We start from the raw sequence: 19041 nt of genomic DNA on the forward strand, positions 1-19041 counted from the left end.
CGACGAGCTGATGGCGGTGCTCGACCTTGACCGCACCGGCGACGACGTCTTCATCGGATCCCACCCCAGTAAGAACCCGCCGCGGACTTTCGGCGGCCAGCTGATGGCGCAGTCGTTCGTGGCCAGCGCCCGCACGCTGAGCCGCGACCTGCCGCCCAATGCGCTGTCGATGCACTTCATCAACGGCGGCGACCCCGCCAAAGACATCGAATTTCGAGTGGTGCGGCTGCGCGACGAACGCCGTTTCGCCAACCGCCGGGTGGACGCGGTGCAGGACGGCATGCTGCTGGCCACCGGAATGATCTCGTACCTGTCCGCGGGTCGCGGCCTTGAGCACCACGTCGAACCGCCCGACGTCGCCGACCCCGAAACGTTGCCGACGATCGCCGAGCTGCTCCGCGGCTACGAGAAGACCGTGCCACAGTTCGTCAGCGCGTTGCGGCCGATCGAATGGCGTTACACCAACGCCCCGGCCTGGGTGATGCGGGCCAGGGGAGAGCGACTGGCCCACAACCGGGTCTGGGTCAAGGCCGACGGCGTGCTGCCCGACGATCCGGTGCTGCACATCGCGGCGCTGGTGTACTCCTCGGACACCACCGTGCTGGACTCGATCATCACCAGCCACGGCCTGGCCTGGGGCTTCGACCGGATCTTCGCCGCCACCGTCAACCACGCGATGTGGTTTCACCACCCGGTCGGCTTCGACGACTGGCTGCTGTATTCCACGTCGTCGCCGGTGGCCGCCGAGTCACGCGGGCTGGGCGTCGGCCACTTCTTCGACCGCTCTCACCGGCCCGTCGCCACCGTGGTGCAGGAGGGCGTCGTCAAATACTTCCCCGGCACCCGGTCGTAGGCCCGCGGTCACCGACCGGAAACGATCCGGTTGCAACGGGCTCAGTAACTGCCGTAGCGAGGCCGGCGACGGCGTAATCTTCGGGTAACCGGGTGCGCGAGCGGCTGACGGGCAACGGGAGGTGTGCGTGAGCGAATCGTCGATCGGCGTCGCGCCGAAAGCCCACGCGAGCGAGCGGGTCGTCGTCGACGTCAACTCGCCGGCGGCGCGGTGGGTTGGTGCGCTGGCCCTGCTGTGTGCGACATGCTGGCTGGCCGGCGTGCTGGCCCGCGACCACGACCACCCCGGGTGGGCGGCTGCCGGGCGGCTGGCCTGGTCACTGACGGTGCTGGCGGCGGTGGCGTTCGTCGCGCGAGGCATCTTCCTGGGTCGCCCCGTCACGGCGACGCATGCGGCCGTTGCCGGCGGCGTCCTTGTTGCCGGACTCGGCGCCCACGTGGTGTCGTTGGATCTTCTCGGCGACGTGCTGGTCGCCGGGTCCGGGTTGGGGTTGATGTGGCCGACGTCGGCGCGTCCGCGCCCTGATGACTTGCCGCGGGTGTGGGCACTGGTCAACCGCACAGCCGGCGATCCGCTCGCGCCGTTCGCCATGCAGGTGGGCAAGTGCCACTACTTCAGTGCTGACGGCGGCGCGGCCGTCGCCTACCGGACGCGGATCGGCTATGCCGTCGTCAGCGGGGACCCGATCGGCGACGAGGCGCAGTTCCGGCAACTCGTCGCGGATTTCTGCGGGATGTGTCATACCCACGGCTGGCGGATCGTGGTGCTCGGCTGCAGCGAGAAAAGACTCGGATTGTGGCGTGATCCGGCGGTGGTCGGGCACTCTTTGCGAGCGGTGCCGATCGGCCGCGATGTCGTCGTCGACGTGTCGCGTTTCGCGATGGTGGGCCGCACGTTCCGCAATCTGCGGCAGGCCGTGCAGCGCACCCACAACATCGGTGTGACGACCGAGATCGTCGCCGAGCAGGAAGTCGACGACACGCTGCTCGCCCAGCTGACCGATGTGCTGAGGGCATCACACAGCGGTGCTCGTATCGAACGCGGTTTCGTGATGGCCCTGGACGGCGCGCTGGAGGGCCGCTATCCCGGCGTGCAGCTGATTGTCGCCAGGGATGCGTCGGGACGGGTGCAGGGGTTTCACCGGTATACGGTCGCCGGCGGCGGCAGCGACGTCAGCCTCGACGTGCCGTGGCGCCGCCGCGGAGCACCGAACGGTATCGACGAGCGGCTGTCCGTCGACATGGTGATGGCCGCCAAAGAGGCTGGTGCACAACGAGTGTCGTTGGCATTCGCGGCGTTCCCGGAACTGTTCGACCAGAAGCATCGCGGACGCATGCAGACCGTTTGCTACGTGTTGATTCACCTGCTGGACCCACTGATCGCGCTGGAGTCGCTCTACCGCTATCTGCGGAAATTCCACTCGCTGGGCGACCGGCGCTATGCCCTGGTCCGGCTGACCCAGGTGATTCCCCTGGCCTATGTGCTGCTGTCGCTGGAGTTCATGCCGCGCCGCCGTCGGCTGTGAGGCTCGGCAGCGGCGCTGCGACTGGCTCTCCGCACGCGGCGGCCGGAACTGCCGGGCCGGTTTATCCGCCGAGACCGACGTGCAGGCGCGGACAGTCGATGTGGTCCGGTAGATGGTGGGTGGCCAGCACGACGGTCCGCCCTGCGCTGAACAGCCCGCTGTCCGGGTTCAGCAGGTCGCGCAGGATGGGTTCGGCGTCGGCGATGTCGAGATGTTCGACCGGCTCGTCGAGCAGCACGATCCGGGACGGGGCGATGATCGCCCGGGCCAGCAGCAGTCGCCGGCGCTGTCCGGCCGACAACGACTGCGCACCGTCGGTCAACACGGTGTCCACACCGTTCGGCAGGCCGGAGAGCCACCGCTGCAGGCCCACCCGGCACAGCACCGCGGTCAGCTCGGCGTCCGGACAGTCTCCGCGGGCGACCAGCAAATTGTCCCGGACAGTGGTGGCGAAGATGTGTGCATCCTCGGCGAAGAACTGCAGAAAGCAACGTAATTGGCTTTCACAGATTTCTCGCAGCGGTATTCCGTCAAGGGTGACCTCACCGTGCGCCGGCGCCAGCAGACCGGCGAGCGTCATCAGCAGGGTCGTCTTGCCGGATCCGCTCGGGCCGGTGACCGCCAGCCGCGCGCCCGGCGGCACGTCGAGCGTCAGCGTGTCCGGCGCCGTCGACGCCCGGGTCCGGATGCCCGTCGCGCGCAGCCGGCCCACCGGGCCGGCCTGTGCGCGACCGCCCTCGGCGGGCCGGACAGGTGTCAGGGCGAGCAGGCGGCGCGCGGCCAGCCGCGACCGCGTCAACTGGACAGCGGCCGCCGGCAGCGCGGTGGTCGCTTCGAATGCCGACAGCGGCAACAACATCAGGACGGCCAGTGTGGTGGGCGCGGTCGTGGCTGCCATCCCGATTCCGGCGACGGCCGCACCGAGCACGCTGAACCCGATCGCCGCGGTGGGCATCGCGGCGGCGAACGCGGCGGGCCTGGCGGCCGCGTCGAGCGCTGTGCCCCAATCATTTTGCCGCCGTTGTGAATCAGCGATGATGCCGGGTAAAACGCCGGCGACTCGCAGCTCGGCCGCATGCTCGAGGGCAAGCATCGCCGCCACGTCCCGATCGGAAAGATGCTGGCGGGCAACCGCTTCCTGCGCCCCGGCCGCTCTGGCCGCCAGCCCGGGCGCCACAACGCCGGCGATCACCAGGCAGACGGCCATGATCATCGCCGCCCACACCGAGATCGCGGCGACCACCGCGGTCGCGGCCAGCGCCAGCACCGCGGCCACGCTCATCGGCAGCACGGCGCGAACCAGCACGTCGGCCAACTGGTCGACATCACCGCCCACCCGGGCCACCAGTTCACCGCTGTGCAACCGGGTGGCGACATCTGCCGGCCCGTGCGCCAGCCGAGAATAGATGAGCGCGCGGACACTACCCGCGGCACGCAGCGCGGTGTCGTGGCTGGCCAGCCGCTCACCGTAGTGCAATACGCCACGGGAAATCGCGAACGTGCGCACCGCCACCACTGCGACCGACAGATCCAGCACCGGCGGCATCTGCCACGCACGCGTGATCAGCCAGGCCGAGACACCCGCCAGGGCCAGCGCGCTGCTCAGCGAGAGCACGCCCAGCGCGGTGGCCAGCACCAACCGCGCCAGCCGCGGACGCAGCAACCGCAACGCGTCCAGTAACGGGTCAGACCGGTGCATGATGCTCCGAACCGACAACCACAACATGGTCGGCGATGTCGAGCACCGACGCCCGATGCCCGACGACCACCACGGTCGCCCCGTCACGCGCACACCGGGAAATTCTCTGCAGCACGACGGCTTCGGTGGAAGCGTCCAAATGGGCCGTGGGCTCGTCGAGCAGCAACACCGGCGCCGCCGACCCCAGCGCACGGGCCAGGCCGAGGCGCTGCCGCTGCCCCAGCGACAGCCCGACACCGCCGCGGCCGATCACCGTCTGCATGCCGTCCGGCAGATCGGCCAGGACCGAGTCGAAACCCGATGCGGCACAGCCTGCGTCGAGGTAATCCAGCGGTCCGAACAGGGCCAGGTTGTCGGCGACGGTTCCGGGGACGAGCACCGGGCGCTGCGGCAGCCAGGACACCTGCCGCCACCACGCGGCCGGGTCGAGCTCGACGACGTCGATTCCGGACACCGTGACGCGGCCCGCGGTGGGCGCGGTGATGCCGGCGATCACCTGCAGCGCAGTGCTTTTGCCCGCGCCGTTGGGCCCGGTGAGCACCGTCACCCGACCCGGTTCGACGACCGCGCTGAGACGGCGGGGCGCCGGCCCGTCGCGGCCGTCGACACTGAGCTGCTCGATGCGCACCACCGCGCCGCGCGCCGTCACCGTCCGGCAACCCGGTTCGGCCACCGCGGAATCCGCCACCAACGCGAACGCCTGGTCGGCCGCTGTCCTGCCGTCCTGTGCTGCGTGAAACTCCGCGCCGATGCGACGCAGCGGCCAGTACACGTCGGGCGCGAGCAGCAGCACGGTCAGGCCGGCGGTCAGGCCGATCTCACCGAAGACCAGGCGCAACCCGATGCTGACAGCGACCAGCGCTACGCCCAGCGTGGCCAGCAGTTCGAGGACCAGTGCGGAAAGGAACGCGATCCGCAGCGTCGCCAGCGCCGAACGACGATGGGCAGCAGCCAGGTCGGCGATGCGGCGCTCGGGGCCGGCGGTGCGGCCGAGCGCCCGCAACGTGGGAATGCCGGCGATCAGGTCGAGCAGACGCGCCTGCAGTGTGGTCATGGCGGCCAGCGCGGCCGCCGACCGTTCGGCCGTTGCCATACCGATCAGCACCATGAACACCGGGATCAGCGGCAGCGTGATCACCGCGATCAGCGCCGATTCGATGTCGAACACCCCGAGCACCGTTATGCTCGCCGGGGTCAGAATCGCCGCCAGCAGCAACGCCGGCAGATACCCGGTGAAGTAGGGCCGCAGCCCGTCCAGGCCGCGGGTCACCAGCGTCGCGGCCCTGTCACGCTGAGCCGCCAGTTGGCGGGGTTGGCGGGCCGTCACCGCCGACAGCACCTGACCGCTGAGGTCGGCGATCACCGCGCTGGCGCCCCGCTGTCCCAGCCGAGCCTGCTGCCAGTGCACGACCGTGCGAATAACCCACAACGCCAACAGGATCGACAGCATGGGCGCCCAGTGACGCAGACTGCGCGCAGCGGGATCGGTGATCACGCCGGAAACAATGCGGGCCAACACGATCGCCGACGCAATCGCGCAGCCGGAGATCAGCGCACCGCAAGCCACCATGGCGGCCAGGAAGCGGCGCAGCGCCGTCGAGGCCCGCCACAGTCGCGGATCCAGCGGCGCGCGGCCGGCGGTACTCAGAACGCGTGCCACGCCAGACCGGTCGGCGGCGGTATCCGGTCAACGGAAATCCGCTGCCGGAAAACCCAATACGTCCATCCCTGATACACCATCGCCAGGGGAGCCAGAAACACCGCGACCCAGGTCATGATTTTCAGGGTGTACGGCGTCGACGACGCGTTGGCGATCGTGACGCTCCACTGCGGATTCAGCGTGGAGGGCACCAGGTTCGGGTATAGGGCGCCGAACAACACCACCACCACCGCGGCGACGACCACCGCGGTGCACAGAAACGCCCAGCCCTCCCGGGCACGGCGCCACACCAACGCCACCGCCGCCACCAGCGCGACGACGGCGGCCGCCAGCACCAACCACGTCCAGCTTTTGCCGTGAGCCAGTTGGGTCCACAGCCCGAAGCCGCCGACCGCGGCGGTCACCGGAACCGACAACGACGTGGCGATCCGCAACGCGTCGTCGCGGATTCCCCCCGACGTCTTCAGCGCCACGAACACCGCGCCGTAGAACAGGAACAAGCCCGTGGTGGCCGCACCGCCCAGCAGCGTGTAGGCGTTGAGCACATCGGTGACCGACAGGTGCACGTGATGATTGGCGTCCACCGGGAGACCGCGGACCAGCGTCGCGAACGCCACACCCCACAACAGCGCGGGCAGCCAGGATCCGGCCGCGATCCCGGCGTCGGCCCAGCGGCGCCAGCGCGTGTCGTCGACCTTGCCGCGCCACTCGATCGCGACCGCACGCAGGATCATGCCGACCAGAATCACCAGCAGCGGCAGGTACAGCGTCGAGAACACCGTGGCGTACCAGCCGGGGAATGCCGCGAACATCCCGGCGCCCGCGACGATCAGCCACACCTCGTTGCCGTCCCAAACCGGACCGATGGTGTTCAGCGCTGCACGCCGGCGCATCTCCCGATCGCCGGTGCCGATGCGGGCCAGCGGTTCCATCAGCATGCCGACGCCGAAGTCGAAGCCTTCGAGGACGAAGAATCCGACGAACAGCAGCGCCAGGACGCCGAACCACAGCTCTTGAATGCCCATGGGTCACCTCCCTTCGTCAGCGGTTCAGTAGGCGAACGACAGCGGTGCCACCTCGTCCGCGCCGGGCGGCGCGGGCGCAGCCGGCTCCGCGTCGTGTTCCTGCGGTCCTTCGACGACGTAGTGCGTCATCAGCCAGAACCAGATGACCGCGAGCACGGCGTACACGAGCGTGAACGTCACCAGCGAGGTGACGACCATCGCCGGAACGTGATCGGACACGCCCTGCTGGACGGTCATCCGGATCATCTGGTCGCCGGTCGGATTGGGGGCGACGATCCACGGCTGGCGGCCTATCTCGGTGAACACCCAGCCCGCGATGTTGGCCAGAAACGGTGTGGGAATGGTGATCAGCGCGAACCGGGAGAACCAGCGCTGGTTCGGTGTTCGGCCGCCGCGGGTCAGCGACAATGCGGCCAGCGCGAACAACAACGGGATGGCCAGCAACCCGATCATGGCCCGGAACGACCAGTAGGTGACGAACAGGTTGGGCTGGTAGTTGCCGGGCCCGAATCGCTGCTGGTAGTCCCGCTGCAGGTCGTGCACGCCTTGCAGCGTCACGCCGCTGGGCCGGCCTTCGGCCAGGAACGGCAGCGCGTAATGCACCTTGATCAGCTCGGTGACGCTCTCGCAGTTGTTGTGCGTGCCGATGGTCAGCAGTGACATATCCGGGTCGGTTTCGGTGTCGCACAACGACTCCGCCGACGCCATTTTCATCGGTTGCTGTCGGAACATCAGCTTGCCTTGTGCGTCGCCGGTGAAGAACAACGCAACCGAGGCGGCAAGGGCGACGACACACCCCATGATGGTGGCCGGCCGGTACATGGTGCGCGCATCGTCGGCGTGTGAGCCGCGGACCATCCACCACGCACAGACCGCGGCGACGAACGTTCCCGCAGTCAGCAGCGCGCCCGTGACGACGTGCAGAAAGGCCTGGTGCGCCGTGTTATTTGACAGTAACGCCACGATGCTGGTCAGTTCCGCGCGTTTGGTTTGCGGGTTGTAGTGCGCGCCGACTGGGTGCTGCATGAACGAGTTCGCCGCGATGATGAAGAACGCGGACACGTTGACGGCGATCGCGACGATCCAGATGCTGGCCAGGTGGGCCAGCCGGGGCAGTCGGTTCCAGCCGAAGATCCACAGCCCGAGGAAGGTGGATTCGAAGAAGAACGCCGCCAGGCCTTCCATGGCCAGTGGCGCGCCGAACACGTCGCCGACGAACCGCGAATACTCGCTCCAGTTCATCCCGAACTGGAACTCCTGCACGATCCCGGTGGCCACGCCGATCGCGAAGTTGATCAGGAACAGCTTTCCGAAGAACTTGGTGAGCCGATACCAGGCGACGTTGTCGGTGACCACCCACACCGTCTGCATCACCGCGATCAGCGGTGCGAGGCCGATCGTCAGCGGCACGAAAATGAAGTGGTAGACGGTGGTGATGCCGAACTGCCACCGCGACACGTCGACGAGGTTCATGTGCCAGTTCCTCCGTACGCCGGCCGCGCACTCTCACGCCTTACTACGACACGCCTTACTACGACACAGTGTAGTAAACAGGCGCGGTCATCACAACGGCAGTGTCATGCGAATCACGATCCCGAGAGTGCCTTGTCGAGCTGCGTGGACGCCCGGCGGATGCCCACCGACGACGCGATCTCGAACACGCCGATGACCACCAGCCAGATGCCGACCACCAGCGTCAGCACGTCCAGGGACTCGAAGGGCGACGCCATCATCACGATGCCGGCCAGCAGGCTGATCACACCCAGGAAAATCTGCCAGGCCCGCCCCGGCAGGCCGGGGTCGCTGATGGCCGAAATCGACGTTGCCACACCGCGGAAGATGAAGCCGACGCCGATCCAGATCGCCAGCAGCAGAACCGCGTATCCCTCACCGAAATGGCGGAACGCCAGCACCGCCAGGATCAACGCCGCTGCTCCGCTGATGAACAACAGCACCCGGCCGCCGGCTGACGCCACCGGCAGGCTGAACGCCAAGACGACCTGCACGGCCCCGATGATCAGCAGATAGGCGCCGAAGATGATGGCGGCGGACAGGATGCTGATGCCCGGCCACACCAACGCCGCGACGCCCAGCGCCAGCGCCAGGACTCCGGACGCGAGCGTGGATTTCCACAGGTGCGGCAACAACGTGGGGAAGGCATGGGGGGAGCCAGTAGCTTGCATGTCCGAACTCTCCCACACCTGCCCAGGTCGTGGCACGGGTTTTGCTCTGATGTCAGACGCCGGCGGCCTGCGGCGTCTGGGCAGTCACTCCGCCGGAGCCGGCGGCGGATTTGCGACCCACCAGATACCAGGTGCGCATCACGCCCTTGCCCTTGACCTCGACGTCACCGCGTTCCTCGAACACGAAGTCGTCCTTCAGGCGTTGGTACGCCGCCTCGGGCACCTGGATACGGCCGACAGTGTCGGTGGATTCCATCCGGGATGCGACGTTGACCGCGTCGCCCCACACGTCGTAAAAGAACCTGCGCGAACCCACCACACCGGCGACCACCGGTCCGGCGGCGAGGCCGATCCGCAGCGGTATGGACCACCCGAGTTGATCGCGCAGGCCCGCCGCCGCGTCGGCCATGTCCAGCGCGAGACCAGCCAGGGCGTGCAGATGGTCGGGCCGCGGCTGCGGCACTCCGCTGACGACCATGTAGGAGTCGCCGCTGACTTTGATTTTCTCCAGCCCATGCCGGTCGACCAGACTGTCGAACGCAGAGAACAGCAGGTCCAGGAATCGGATCAGGTCGGCGGGGCTGGCTTCGCTGGCTCGCTCGGTGAAGCCGGCGAGATCGGCGAACAGGACCGACGCATCGTCGTACTTGTCGGCGATGATGTCTCGCGTCGGATCTTTGAGCCGGGCCACGATGCCGGCCGGCAGTATGTTGGCCAGCAACGCTTCGGAGCGCTGATACTCCGACTCCAGGGCCGCTTCGGCGCGGGTGATTCCGCGCAGCGCGTACCACATCGTCGCGACCACCATCACGCATGCGGAGACCGTGCTGATGACGAAGCTCAGCGACAGCGACCATGCCGGCTGGAGCCCGGTGTCCGCGGGGACCAGGAATTGCAGCGCGATGACCAACCCGGCTGCGACGGCCGCCAGCGTCACCGCAAGGACGATGTGCTCGATGCCCAGGAACAACACCACCAGGCACGCCGCGACGAGGAAATAGAACTGCAGACCCGATCCGGTGCCCACCGCCTGGCAGATGACGAAGATCATCACGTACGCCGTGCCGAGAAAAGCCAGCGGGGCAACCAGGTCGCCGAAACGGTTCAGCAGCGGGATGAGCGCGAAAACGGCGGCGCCGGCAAGGTTGACCGCAGCGGTCCACCAGACGTTCGGTGCCGTCACGAGGGTCAATATCCCGAATCCGGCGCTGACCGCCATCGCCATCACCGTGTTGATTTTCAGGAGCCGGATACGCCGGGCGGCGCGATCGGCGACATGCTGATCGCGAGCGTGTCGTTGGTTTCGTGCCGCCGCGACGCAGTTCGGCGGTTTCGCCGAGCGGTTTGTCCACGTCGGCGGCGCAGCGCACTTCTTTGCCGCCACAGTTCGAGCGTAGCCCGGCACTGCCGGCTGGTCAGCCACTTCGGCATCCGGTGCGGGGACAGTGACCCGCGCGCGGCGGCGATCTGCTGGGCATTCCCGGCGCCAGGACCGATGGTGAACGGCATGACGTCGCGGTGCCCTCGGTGAGATTCGAACTCACACTGTACGGGTTTTGAATCCGTTTCCTCTGCCAGTTGGGATACGAGGGCCCAGCCGTCGACGGCCTTCCACCATAGAGGATGCGAACGGGCGGATGCAGAGCGCCGGGCCGTCGCTCAACCCCGCGCTGGCCGTCCCGCCGTCCGCTGCCACAATGTCGGTCATGACCGCCGAACCGACCGACGCCGCCGCCCCGCGCCGCGTGCTGATCGCCGAGGACGAGGCTCTCATCCGGATGGACCTGGCCGAGATGCTGCGTGACGAGGGCTACCAGATTGTCGGCGAAGCGGGCGACGGCCAGGAGGCGGTCGAGCTGGCCGACCAGCTCAAACCCGATCTGGTGATCATGGACGTGAAAATGCCGCGCCGCGACGGCATCGACGCCGCGTCGGAGATCGCCGGCAAACGCGTCGCGCCGATCGTTGTGCTTACCGCCTTCAGCCAACGTGACCTGGTGGAACGCGCACGTGACGCCGGAGCGATGGCCTACCTGGTGAAGCCGTTCACCGTGTCCGACCTGATCCCGGCGATCGAGCTGGCGGTGAGCCGGTTCAGCGAGATGATCGCGCTGGAACGCGAGGTGGCGACGCTCTCGGATCGGCTGGAAACCCGCAAACTGGTCGACCGGGCCAAAGGCCTGCTGCAGACCAAGCAGGGGATGACCGAGCCGGAGGCGTTCAGCTGGATCCAACGCGCGGCGATGGACCGGCGGACCACCATGAAGCGGGTGGCCGAGGTGGTGCTGGAAACCCTGGGCAGCTGACCGTTCTTGCGCGAGTCGTGAGCGAGTGGGCGAGTCTGTACGCCGACGGAGCTGACCGACTGCCCACGTTCACGCAGCCCGAGCAGGACCCTAACGGGCGACGATCACCGACGAGCCGTGGCCGAACAGGCCCTGGTTGGCGGTGACGCCCACGGTGGCGTGCTCGACCTGACGGCCGGTGGCCTGGCCGCGCAGCTGCCAGGTCAGCTCGCAGACCTGCGCGATCGCCTGCGCCGGGACGGCCTCGCCGAAGCAGGCCAGCCCGCCCGACGCGTTGACCGGGATCCGGCCGCCGAGGCTGGTTGCGCCGCTGCGCAGCAACGCCTCGGCCTCGCCCCGGGCGCACAGCCCCAGGTGCTCGTACCAGTCCAGTTCCAGCGCGGTGGACAGGTCGTAAACCTCGGCCAGGCTCAGATCCTCCGGTCCGATCCCGGCCTCGGCGTAGGCCGCGTCGAGGATCTGGTCTTTGAACACCCGCTCCGGCGCGGCCACGACCGCGGTGGAATCCGTTGCGATATCAGGTAATTCGGGTAGATGTTGCGGATAGCGCGGGGTGACGGTGCTGACCGCGCGCACCGACGGCACGCCCTGCACGGAACCGAGATGCTCGCGGGCGAACGTCGCGCTGGCCACAACCAGCGCCGCCGCGCCGTCGGAGGTGGCGCAGATGTCCAGCAGCCGCAGCGGGTCGGCCACCATCTGACTGGCCATCACGTCCTCGACCGAGACCTCCTTGCGGTAGCGGGCATGCGGGTTGTGCAGCCCGTGCCGGGAGTTCTTCACCTTCACCTGCGCAAAGTCCTCGGCGGTGGCGCCGTAGAGGTCCATGCGGCGACGCGCCAGCAGCGCGAAGTACACCGGGTTGGTGGCGCCGATCAGGTGGAAGCGCTGCCAGTCCGGATCGTTGCGGCGTTCCCCGCCCACCGGCGCGAAGAAGCCTTTGGGCGCGGTGTCGGCGCCGACCACCAGCGCGACGTCGCAGAAACCGGCCAGGATCTGGGCGCGTGCGCTCTGCAGCGCCTGCGAGCCGCTGGCGCACGCCGCGTAGCTGGAGCTGACCGGCACGCCGTTCCAGCCCAGTTTCTGCGCGAACGTCGACCCGGCGATGAACCCCGGGTAGCCGTTGCGGATGGTGTCGGCGCCGGCGACGAACTCGACGCGGCGCCAGTCCAGGCCCGCGTCGCGCAGCGCGGCCCGGGCGGCGGCCACCCCGTATTCGGTGAAATCGCTGCCCCACTTGCCCCACGGGTGCATGCCCGCACCCAGGATGTACACCGGCGCGCTCACGCGATCCGCCACGCATACACGATGCGCTCGACACCGTCGTCGTCGGTGAAGAGCGCCGTGGTGGTCAGCTCCATCGCCATGCCGACCTTCAGGTCGGCGGCCAGCGTGCCGTCGACCACCTTGCCCAGCACGATCAGGCCCTCGTCGGCCAGCTGCACCGCGGCGACCGCGAACGGCTCGAACGGGTCGGGAGCCGGATACGGCGGCGGTGGCGCATACCGGTTTTCGGTGAAGCTCCACAGCGTGCCGCGCCGCGACAGGGCGACGCGATCCAGCTGGTCGCCGTCGCAGGCGGGGTTGGGGCAGTTGTCGGCTCGCGGAGGGAAGACATACGTGCCACACCGCGGGCAGGTGGCCCCGACCAGGTGGGGCACTCCGGAGTCGTCGGCGGCGAACCAGCCGTCGATCGCGGGTTCTTGGCGGATCGCTGCGGGCACCCGGCCAGCGTACCCAGAACCAGGACAGAATTGAAACGTGTTGCAGTTCTGTCGCGGCTAAAGTGAGGCCGTGAGCCCAGCGAAGACCGCCAGCGCCACGACGCACGCCGGCCCGCCCGCTGACGACACCCCGACTCTGCTGCTGCTGGACGGCAATTCGCTGGCGTTCCGGGCGTTCTACGCGCTGCCGGTGGAGAACTTCAAGACCGCGGGCGGGCTGACCACCAACGCGGTCTACGGGTTCACCGCGATGCTGATCAACCTGCTGCGCGACGAACAGCCGACCCATGTGGCCGCGGCGTTCGACGTGTCCCGGCAGACGTTCCGCTCGGACCGCTACCCGGACTACAAGGCCAACCGCTCGGCCACCCCCGACGAGTTCCGCGGTCAGATCGACATCACCAAGGAAGTCCTTGCCGCACTGGGCATCACCGTGCTCGCTGAGCCGGGCTTCGAGGCCGACGACCTGATCGCGACGCTGGCCACCCGGGCCGAGAACGAGGGCTACCGGGTGTTGGTGGTCACCGGCGACCGCGATGCGCTGCAGCTGGTCAGCGACGACGTGACGGTGCTGTACCCGCGCAAAGGCGTCAGCGACCTGACCAGGTTCACCCCGCAGGCCGTGGTCGAGAAATACGGGCTGACGCCCAAGCAGTACCCCGACTTCGCGGCGCTGCGCGGCGACCCGAGCGACAACCTGCCCGGCATCCCGGGGGTGGGGGAGAAGACGGCGTCGAAGTGGATCACCGAATACGGCTCGCTGGAAACTCTGGTCGACAGGGTCGACACGGTCAAAGGCAAGGTCGGTGACGCGCTGCGGGCTCATTTGGCCGGCGTGGTGCGCAATCGTGAGCTCACCGACCTCGTCCGCGACGTCCCGCTGCCGCAGACACCCGAGATGCTGCGATTGCAGCCCTGGGACCGTGAGCAGATCCACCGGCTCTTCGACGACCTGGAGTTCCGGGTGCTGAGGGACCGGCTGTTCGAGACGCTGACCACTGCCGGCGGGCGGGTGCCCGAGGTCGACGCGGGCTTCGACGTGCGTGGCGGTGCGCTGGACCCCGGCTCGGTCGGGACGTGGCTGGCGCAGCACACCGGCGACCGGCGCCGGGCCGGACTTGCGGTGGTGGGCACGCACGTCGCCTACGACGGTGATGCCACCGCACTGGCCCTCGCCGCCGCGGACGGCGACGGCGCCTACGTTGACACCGCCACCCTGATGCCCGACGACGACGCCGCGCTGGCCGCCTGGTTGGCCGACCCTGAGCAGCCCAAAGCGGTGCACGAAGCGAAGCTGGCGATGCACGACCTGGCCGGACGCGGCTGGAACCTGGACGGGGTCAGCTCCGACACCGCGCTGGCCGCCTACCTGGTGCGGCCCGGGCAGCGCAGCTTCACCCTCGACGACCTGTCAGTGCGCTACCTGCACCGCGAGCTGCGTGCCGAAAGCTCGGAGCAGCAACAGCTTTCACTGCTCGACGAGGACACTGCCGACGGCCGGAACGCGCAGGCCGCCATCCTGCGGGCCCGGGCAGTCACCGACCTCGCCGACGCGCTGGACGCGGAGCTGGCCCGTATCGACTCCACCGCGCTGCTGGCCGAGATGGAGCTGCCGGTGCAGCGGGTGCTGGCCGGAATGGAGGCGGCCGGGATAGCCGTCGACGTCGACCAATTAGCCACGCTGCAAAGCCAATTCGCTGAACAGATCCGCGACGCAGCCGAGGCCGCCTACGGCGTGATCGGCAAGCAGATCAACCTGGGTTCACCCAAGCAGCTTCAGGTCGTGCTGTTCGACGAGCTGCAGATGCCCAAGACCAAGCGCACCAAGACCGGCTACACCACCGACGCCGATGCGCTGCAGTCGCTGTTCGACAAAACCGGCCATCCGTTCCTGCAGCATCTGCTGACCCACCGCGACGTGACCCGGCTCAAGGTCACCGTCGACGGCCTGCTGAACTCGGTTGCCGCCGACGGCCGGATTCACACCACGTTCAACCAGACCATCGCGGCGACCGGGCGGCTCTCGTCGACCGAACCGAACCTGCAGAACATCCCGATCCGCACCGACGCCGGCCGCCAGATCCGCGACGTGTTCGTCGTCGGCGAGGGTTACGCCGAGCTGATGACGGCCGACTACAGCCAGATCGAGATGCGGATCATGGCGCATCTGTCCCGGGAGGAAGGCTTAATCGAGTCTTTTAAGACCGGCGAGGACCTGCATTCCTTCGTCGCCTCCCGGGCGTTCGGCGTCCCGATCGACGAGGTCACACCCGAGCTGCGGCGCCGGGTCAAGGCGATGTCCTACGGGCTGGCCTACGGGCTGAGCGCCTACGGCCTCTCCCAGCAACTGAAAATCTCGACCGAGGAAGCCAACGAGCAGATGGACGCCTACTTCGCCCGGTTCGGCAAAGTGCGCGACTACCTGCACGCCGTCGTCGAGCAGGCACGCAAGGACGGCTACACCTCGACGGTGCTGGGGCGCCGCCGCTACCTGCCCGAGCTGGACAGCAGCAACCGCCAGGTGCGGGAGGCCGCCGAGCGGGCGGCGCTCAACGCGCCGATCCAGGGCAGCGCGGCCGACATCATCAAGGTGGCCATGATCGAGGTCGACAAGGCGCTGGAGGAGTCTGGGCTGTCGTCGCGGATGCTGCTGCAGGTGCATGACGAACTGTTGTTCGAAGTTGCCGCCGGTGAGCGGGAGCGACTCGAGGCGCTGGTGCGCGACAAGATGGGCGCCGCCTACCCGCTGGACGTGCCGCTGGAGGTCTCCGTGGGCTACGGCCGCAGCTGGGACGCGGCAGCGCACTAGCGGGGTGCAGATCGGGCCTGCCGAAACGGCGAGCGTGAAGCCGTTGCAGCGATCACTTGAGGCTAAGGTTGAGGCTGAGGCCACTTTTTCGCGCTGGGTTCACACTCGGCGCGGACAGGGGCGAGTTTGGCCAGGTTGCGCACAGTCGAGTACCCTCGACAGGCACAAACACGCACTGTCCCTACGACCGACACCTGTCCGGAGCAACCCAACAATATGCCGAGTCCCACCGTCACCTCGCCGCAAGTAGCCGTCAACGACATCGGCTCTTCCGAGGACTTTCTCGCCGCCATCGACAAAACAATCAAGTACTTCAACGATGGCGACATCGTCGAAGGGACCATCGTCAAGGTTGACCGGGACGAGGTCCTGCTCGACATCGGCTACAAAACCGAAGGTGTCATCCCCGCCCGCGAGCTGTCCATCAAGCACGACGTCGACCCCGACGAGGTGGTGTCCGTCGGCGACCAGGTCGAGGCGCTGGTTCTCACCAAGGAGGACAAGGAAGGCCGGCTGATCCTGTCCAAGAAGCGCGCGCAGTACGAGCGCGCCTGGGGCACGATCGAGGCGCTCAAGGAGAAGGACGAGGCCGTCAAGGGCACCGTCATCGAGGTCGTCAAGGGCGGCCTGATCCTCGACATCGGGCTGCGCGGCTTCCTGCCCGCGTCGCTGGTCGAGATGCGCCGGGTCCGCGACCTGCAGCCCTACATCGGCAAGGAGATCGAGGCCAAGATCATCGAGCTGGACAAGAACCGCAACAACGTGGTGCTGTCCCGGCGTGCCTGGCTGGAGCAGACCCAGTCGGAGGTGCGCAGCGAGTTCCTCAACCAGCTGCAGAAGGGTGCCGTCCGCAAGGGTGTGGTGAGCTCGATCGTGAACTTCGGCGCCTTCGTCGACCTCGGCGGTGTGGACGGCCTGGTGCACGTCTCCGAGCTCTCCTGGAAGCACATCGACCACCCCTCCGAGGTGGTGCAGGTCGGCGACGAGGTCACCGTCGAGGTGCTCGACGTCGACATGGACCGCGAGCGGGTGTCGTTGTCGCTCAAGGCCACCCAGGAAGACCCGTGGCGGCATTTCGCCCGCACCCACGCCATCGGCCAGATCGTGCCGGGCAAGGTCACCAAGCTGGTGCCGTTCGGCGCGTTCGTCCGGGTCGAGGAGGGCATCGAAGGGCTGGTGCACATCTCGGAGCTCTCCGAGCGGCACGTCGAGGTTGCCGACCAGGTTGTCGGTGTGGGTGACGACGTGATGGTCAAGGTCATCGACATCGACCTGGAGCGCCGCCGCATCTCGCTGAGCCTCAAGCAGGCCAACGAGGATTACACCGAGGAGTTCGACCCGGCCAAGTACGGTATGGCCGACAGCTACGACGAGCGGGGCGACTACATCTTCCCCGAGGGCTTCGACGCCGAATCCAACGAGTGGCTCGAAGGTTTCGACACCCAGCGCGTGGAGTGGGAGGCCCGATACGCCGAGGCCGAGCGTCGGCACAAGATGCACACCGCGCAGATGGAGAAGTTCGCCGCCGCCGACCACGAAGCCCCGGCGGACTCCGGTTCGGCGGCCAACGGCTCGCCGGCCGACGAGCAACACGGCGGTTCGCTGGCCAGCGACGAGCAACTCGCGGCGCTGCGGGAGAAACTCGCCGGCAGCGCGTAGCAGCTTCCGGAGATGCTTCGGATCGGGCTGACCGGTGGCATCGGTGCCGGGAAGTCCTCGGTGACAGCCGTATTCAAACAATGCGGCGGTATCGTCCTCGACGCCGACGTGATAGCGCGGGAAGTGGTCGAACCCGGCACCGCCGGGTTGGCGGCTCTGGTCGAGGCATTCGGCGACGACATTCTGCTCCCCGATGGTGCGCTGGACCGGCCGGCGTTGGCCGCCAGGGCTTTCCGCGACGACGAGAGCCGGGCCACCCTCAACGGCATCGTGCATCCGCTGGTGGGGCGGCGCCGGGCCGAGATCATCGCCGCGGTGCCGCCGGATGCCGTTGTGGTGGAAGATATTCCGCTACTGGTGGAGTCTGCCATGGCGCCGCTGTTCCCGTTGGTGGTGGTCGTGTACGCCGACGCCGAGCTGCGGGTGAGCAGGCTGGTGGAACAGCGCGGAATGACCGAAGCCGACGCCCGCGCCCGCATCGCGGCGCAGGCTGACGACGAGCAGCGTCGCGCCGCTGCCGATGTCTGGCTGGACAATTCGGGCACGCCGGCGGCGCTGGCCGAGCAGGCCCGCCAGGTGTGGCAGCACCGTATCGAGCCGTTCGCGGACAACCTGGCGGCCGGCCGGACCGCACCGGCACCCGAGCGGGTGTCGCCGGCTGACCCGAGCTGGCCGCAGCAGGCGACCCGCGTCTGCAACCGCATCCGCACCGCCTGCGGCGCGAAGGCGCTGCGCGTCGATCACGTCGGACCGACCGCGGTGCCCGGGCTCGACGCCCCGGACGTCATCGACATCCAGGTGACCGTCGAGTCACTGGCCGCGGCCGACGACCTCGACACCGCGTTGTCGTCGGCCGGGTACCCGCGGGTCGACCACGTCACCGGCGACGACGCCCGGGCGGATGCCCGCAGCACCGTGCCCCGGTACGACCACGATGACGATGAGGCGTTGTGGCGCAATCGCATTCACGGCTCCGCCGATCCTGGCCGGCCGACCATCGTGCACCTGCGGGTGGACGGCTGGCCCAACCAGCAATTCGGCCTGCTGTTCGTGGACTGGCTGGTGGCCAACCCCGGTGTGCGGCCCGGCGGCGACGCGTACCGTCGCGCGTGGGAGTGGGCCGACACGGTCGGCTGGCGGCCCTAGATCCCCGCTAGACCCCGCTAGACCCCTACGTGGCGGGAAGCGGGGCGCCGCACGCCAGCACGCCGTTCATCGGATCGGTGCCGCCGGGCGCGGGCCGGACGAACTGGTCGACCTGGGTGGCGACGTTGTCGTCGACGTCGATCTCGCAGTGCACGTTCGCCGAGTACGGCCAGGTGATTGCGACCTGCATACCTGCGCTGGCCGGATCGGAGAGCACCGTGTCGGCTTCGAATGTGTTGTCGGGCGACGAACTGAGGCTCGCGGTGTTCGTCTCGTCGTCGTGGATCACGAAGGTGGCTGTGCCGCCGGGAGCCACCCCGTCGATCCGGGCGATGTAGGTGAGGTTGTGTAGCTCGGCGTGAGCCGTCGCCGGAATCAGATGCGGGCCGGCCGCCGCGCCCGTCAGGGCGGCGACTGCCAGCCATTGGTGCGTGACGGGCATCATGGCTGCT

The 19041-nt window shown here is 68.3% G+C and carries 15 protein-coding genes and 1 tRNA gene; 6 read left to right on the forward strand and 10 right to left on the reverse strand.

The genetic code is table 11. The features are described from left to right. Positions 1-10: 10 nt before the first annotated feature. Both ABDW21_RS02170 and ABDW21_RS02175 read left to right on the forward strand, forming a co-directional pair. Positions 11-853 (forward strand): acyl-CoA thioesterase II, encoded by an 843-nt coding sequence (locus tag ABDW21_RS02170; protein WP_343710017.1) that lies wholly within the window; start codon positions 11-13, stop codon positions 851-853. Between the two features lie 127 nt (positions 854-980). After that, positions 981-2378, forward strand: a complete 1398-nt coding sequence (locus ABDW21_RS02175; RefSeq protein ID WP_343598948.1) for a phosphatidylglycerol lysyltransferase domain-containing protein — start codon at positions 981-983, stop codon at positions 2376-2378. A gap of 61 nt (positions 2379-2439) precedes the next feature. On the opposite strand, the gene cydC is transcribed toward ABDW21_RS02175, so the two are convergent. The 7 genes from cydC to ABDW21_RS02210 all read right to left on the reverse strand — a co-directional run bounded on the left by cydC (position 2440) and on the right by ABDW21_RS02210 (position 10538). Beyond that, positions 2440-4077 (reverse strand): thiol reductant ABC exporter subunit CydC, encoded by a 1638-nt coding sequence (gene cydC / locus ABDW21_RS02180; RefSeq protein ID WP_343710015.1) that lies wholly within the window; start codon positions 4075-4077, stop codon positions 2440-2442. Then, positions 4064-5668 carry a thiol reductant ABC exporter subunit CydD gene (gene cydD / locus ABDW21_RS02185; RefSeq protein ID WP_343599028.1) on the reverse strand — a complete coding sequence of 535 codons (1605 nt, stop codon included), beginning with the start codon at positions 5666-5668 and terminating at the stop codon, positions 4064-4066. The genes cydC and cydD overlap by 14 nt, the downstream gene beginning before the upstream one ends. A gap of 53 nt (positions 5669-5721) precedes the next feature. Then, positions 5722-6762 carry a cytochrome d ubiquinol oxidase subunit II gene (gene cydB, locus ABDW21_RS02190; RefSeq protein WP_343598945.1) on the reverse strand — a complete coding sequence of 347 codons (1041 nt, stop codon included), beginning with the start codon at positions 6760-6762 and terminating at the stop codon, positions 5722-5724. Positions 6763-6786: 24 nt separating this feature from the next. Continuing rightward, positions 6787-8235: a cytochrome ubiquinol oxidase subunit I gene (locus ABDW21_RS02195; protein ID WP_343598943.1), complete on the reverse strand. Its 1449-nt coding sequence runs from the start codon at positions 8233-8235 to the stop codon at positions 6787-6789. Positions 8236-8348: 113 nt separating this feature from the next. Continuing rightward, positions 8349-8945, reverse strand: a complete 597-nt coding sequence (locus tag ABDW21_RS02200; protein WP_343598941.1) for an HdeD family acid-resistance protein — start codon at positions 8943-8945, stop codon at positions 8349-8351. A 52-nt stretch (positions 8946-8997) separates the two neighbouring features. Continuing rightward, on the reverse strand, positions 8998-10329 hold the full coding sequence (locus ABDW21_RS02205) for an adenylate/guanylate cyclase domain-containing protein (RefSeq protein WP_343598939.1): 1332 nt from the start codon (positions 10327-10329) through the stop codon (positions 8998-9000). A 135-nt stretch (positions 10330-10464) separates the two neighbouring features. Next, a tRNA-Leu gene (locus tag ABDW21_RS02210) sits at positions 10465-10538 on the reverse strand. Between the two features lie 113 nt (positions 10539-10651). On the opposite strand from ABDW21_RS02210, the gene ABDW21_RS02215 reads away from it, so the two are divergent. Next, positions 10652-11251, forward strand: coding sequence for an ANTAR domain-containing response regulator (locus ABDW21_RS02215; RefSeq protein WP_343598938.1), 600 nt, complete (start codon positions 10652-10654; stop codon positions 11249-11251). A 90-nt stretch (positions 11252-11341) separates the two neighbouring features. Here the strand turns inward: ABDW21_RS02215 and ABDW21_RS02220 are convergent, their stop codons facing one another. Next, complete coding sequence (locus ABDW21_RS02220) at positions 11342-12505, reverse strand: lipid-transfer protein (RefSeq protein ID WP_343599027.1); 1164 nt, start codon at positions 12503-12505, stop codon at positions 11342-11344. Positions 12506-12534: 29 nt separating this feature from the next. Next, positions 12535-12975: an OB-fold domain-containing protein gene (locus tag ABDW21_RS02225; RefSeq protein ID WP_343598936.1), complete on the reverse strand. Its 441-nt coding sequence runs from the start codon at positions 12973-12975 to the stop codon at positions 12535-12537. A 70-nt stretch (positions 12976-13045) separates the two neighbouring features. Here ABDW21_RS02225 and polA point away from each other — a divergent pair, with 70 nt between their 5' ends. From polA to coaE, 3 genes are all read left to right on the forward strand, one after another. Then, positions 13046-15784, forward strand: coding sequence for a DNA polymerase I (gene polA, locus ABDW21_RS02230; RefSeq protein WP_343598935.1), 2739 nt, complete (start codon positions 13046-13048; stop codon positions 15782-15784). A gap of 216 nt (positions 15785-16000) precedes the next feature. After that, positions 16001-17443 (forward strand): 30S ribosomal protein S1, encoded by a 1443-nt coding sequence (gene rpsA, locus ABDW21_RS02235; protein WP_343598933.1) that lies wholly within the window; start codon positions 16001-16003, stop codon positions 17441-17443. A gap of 12 nt (positions 17444-17455) precedes the next feature. After that, the gene (gene coaE / locus ABDW21_RS02240) at positions 17456-18589 is read left to right on the forward strand and encodes a dephospho-CoA kinase (RefSeq protein WP_343710016.1); all 1134 of its coding nucleotides are present in this window, start codon (positions 17456-17458) and stop codon (positions 18587-18589) included. A gap of 25 nt (positions 18590-18614) precedes the next feature. Here the strand turns inward: coaE and ABDW21_RS02245 are convergent, their stop codons facing one another. Further along, positions 18615-19034: a hypothetical protein gene (locus ABDW21_RS02245; RefSeq protein WP_343599025.1), complete on the reverse strand. Its 420-nt coding sequence runs from the start codon at positions 19032-19034 to the stop codon at positions 18615-18617. Positions 19035-19041 lie beyond the last annotated feature (7 nt).

The organism is Mycobacterium sp. (assembly GCF_039583805.1).
Lineage (GTDB): Bacteria > Actinomycetota > Actinomycetes > Mycobacteriales > Mycobacteriaceae > Mycobacterium.

Coding starts and splice junctions, on each gene's coding strand:
- rpsA (WP_343598933.1), top strand. CDS start 16,001: ATGCCGAGTCCCACCGTCACCTCGCCGCAAGTAGCCGTCAACGACATC.
- coaE (WP_343710016.1), top strand. CDS start 17,456: ATGCTTCGGATCGGGCTGACCGGTGGCATCGGTGCCGGGAAGTCCTCG.
- cydC (WP_343710015.1), bottom strand. CDS start 4,077: ATGCACCGGTCTGACCCGTTACTGGACGCGTTGCGGTTGCTGCGTCCG.
- ABDW21_RS02245 (WP_343599025.1), bottom strand. CDS start 19,034: ATGATGCCCGTCACGCACCAATGGCTGGCAGTCGCCGCCCTGACGGGC.
- ABDW21_RS02170 (WP_343710017.1), top strand. CDS start 11: ATGGCGGTGCTCGACCTTGACCGCACCGGCGACGACGTCTTCATCGGA.
- ABDW21_RS02220 (WP_343599027.1), bottom strand. CDS start 12,505: ATGCACCCGTGGGGCAAGTGGGGCAGCGATTTCACCGAATACGGGGTG.
- ABDW21_RS02215 (WP_343598938.1), top strand. CDS start 10,652: ATGACCGCCGAACCGACCGACGCCGCCGCCCCGCGCCGCGTGCTGATC.
- ABDW21_RS02200 (WP_343598941.1), bottom strand. CDS start 8,945: ATGCAAGCTACTGGCTCCCCCCATGCCTTCCCCACGTTGTTGCCGCAC.
- cydB (WP_343598945.1), bottom strand. CDS start 6,762: ATGGGCATTCAAGAGCTGTGGTTCGGCGTCCTGGCGCTGCTGTTCGTC.
- ABDW21_RS02195 (WP_343598943.1), bottom strand. CDS start 8,235: ATGAACCTCGTCGACGTGTCGCGGTGGCAGTTCGGCATCACCACCGTC.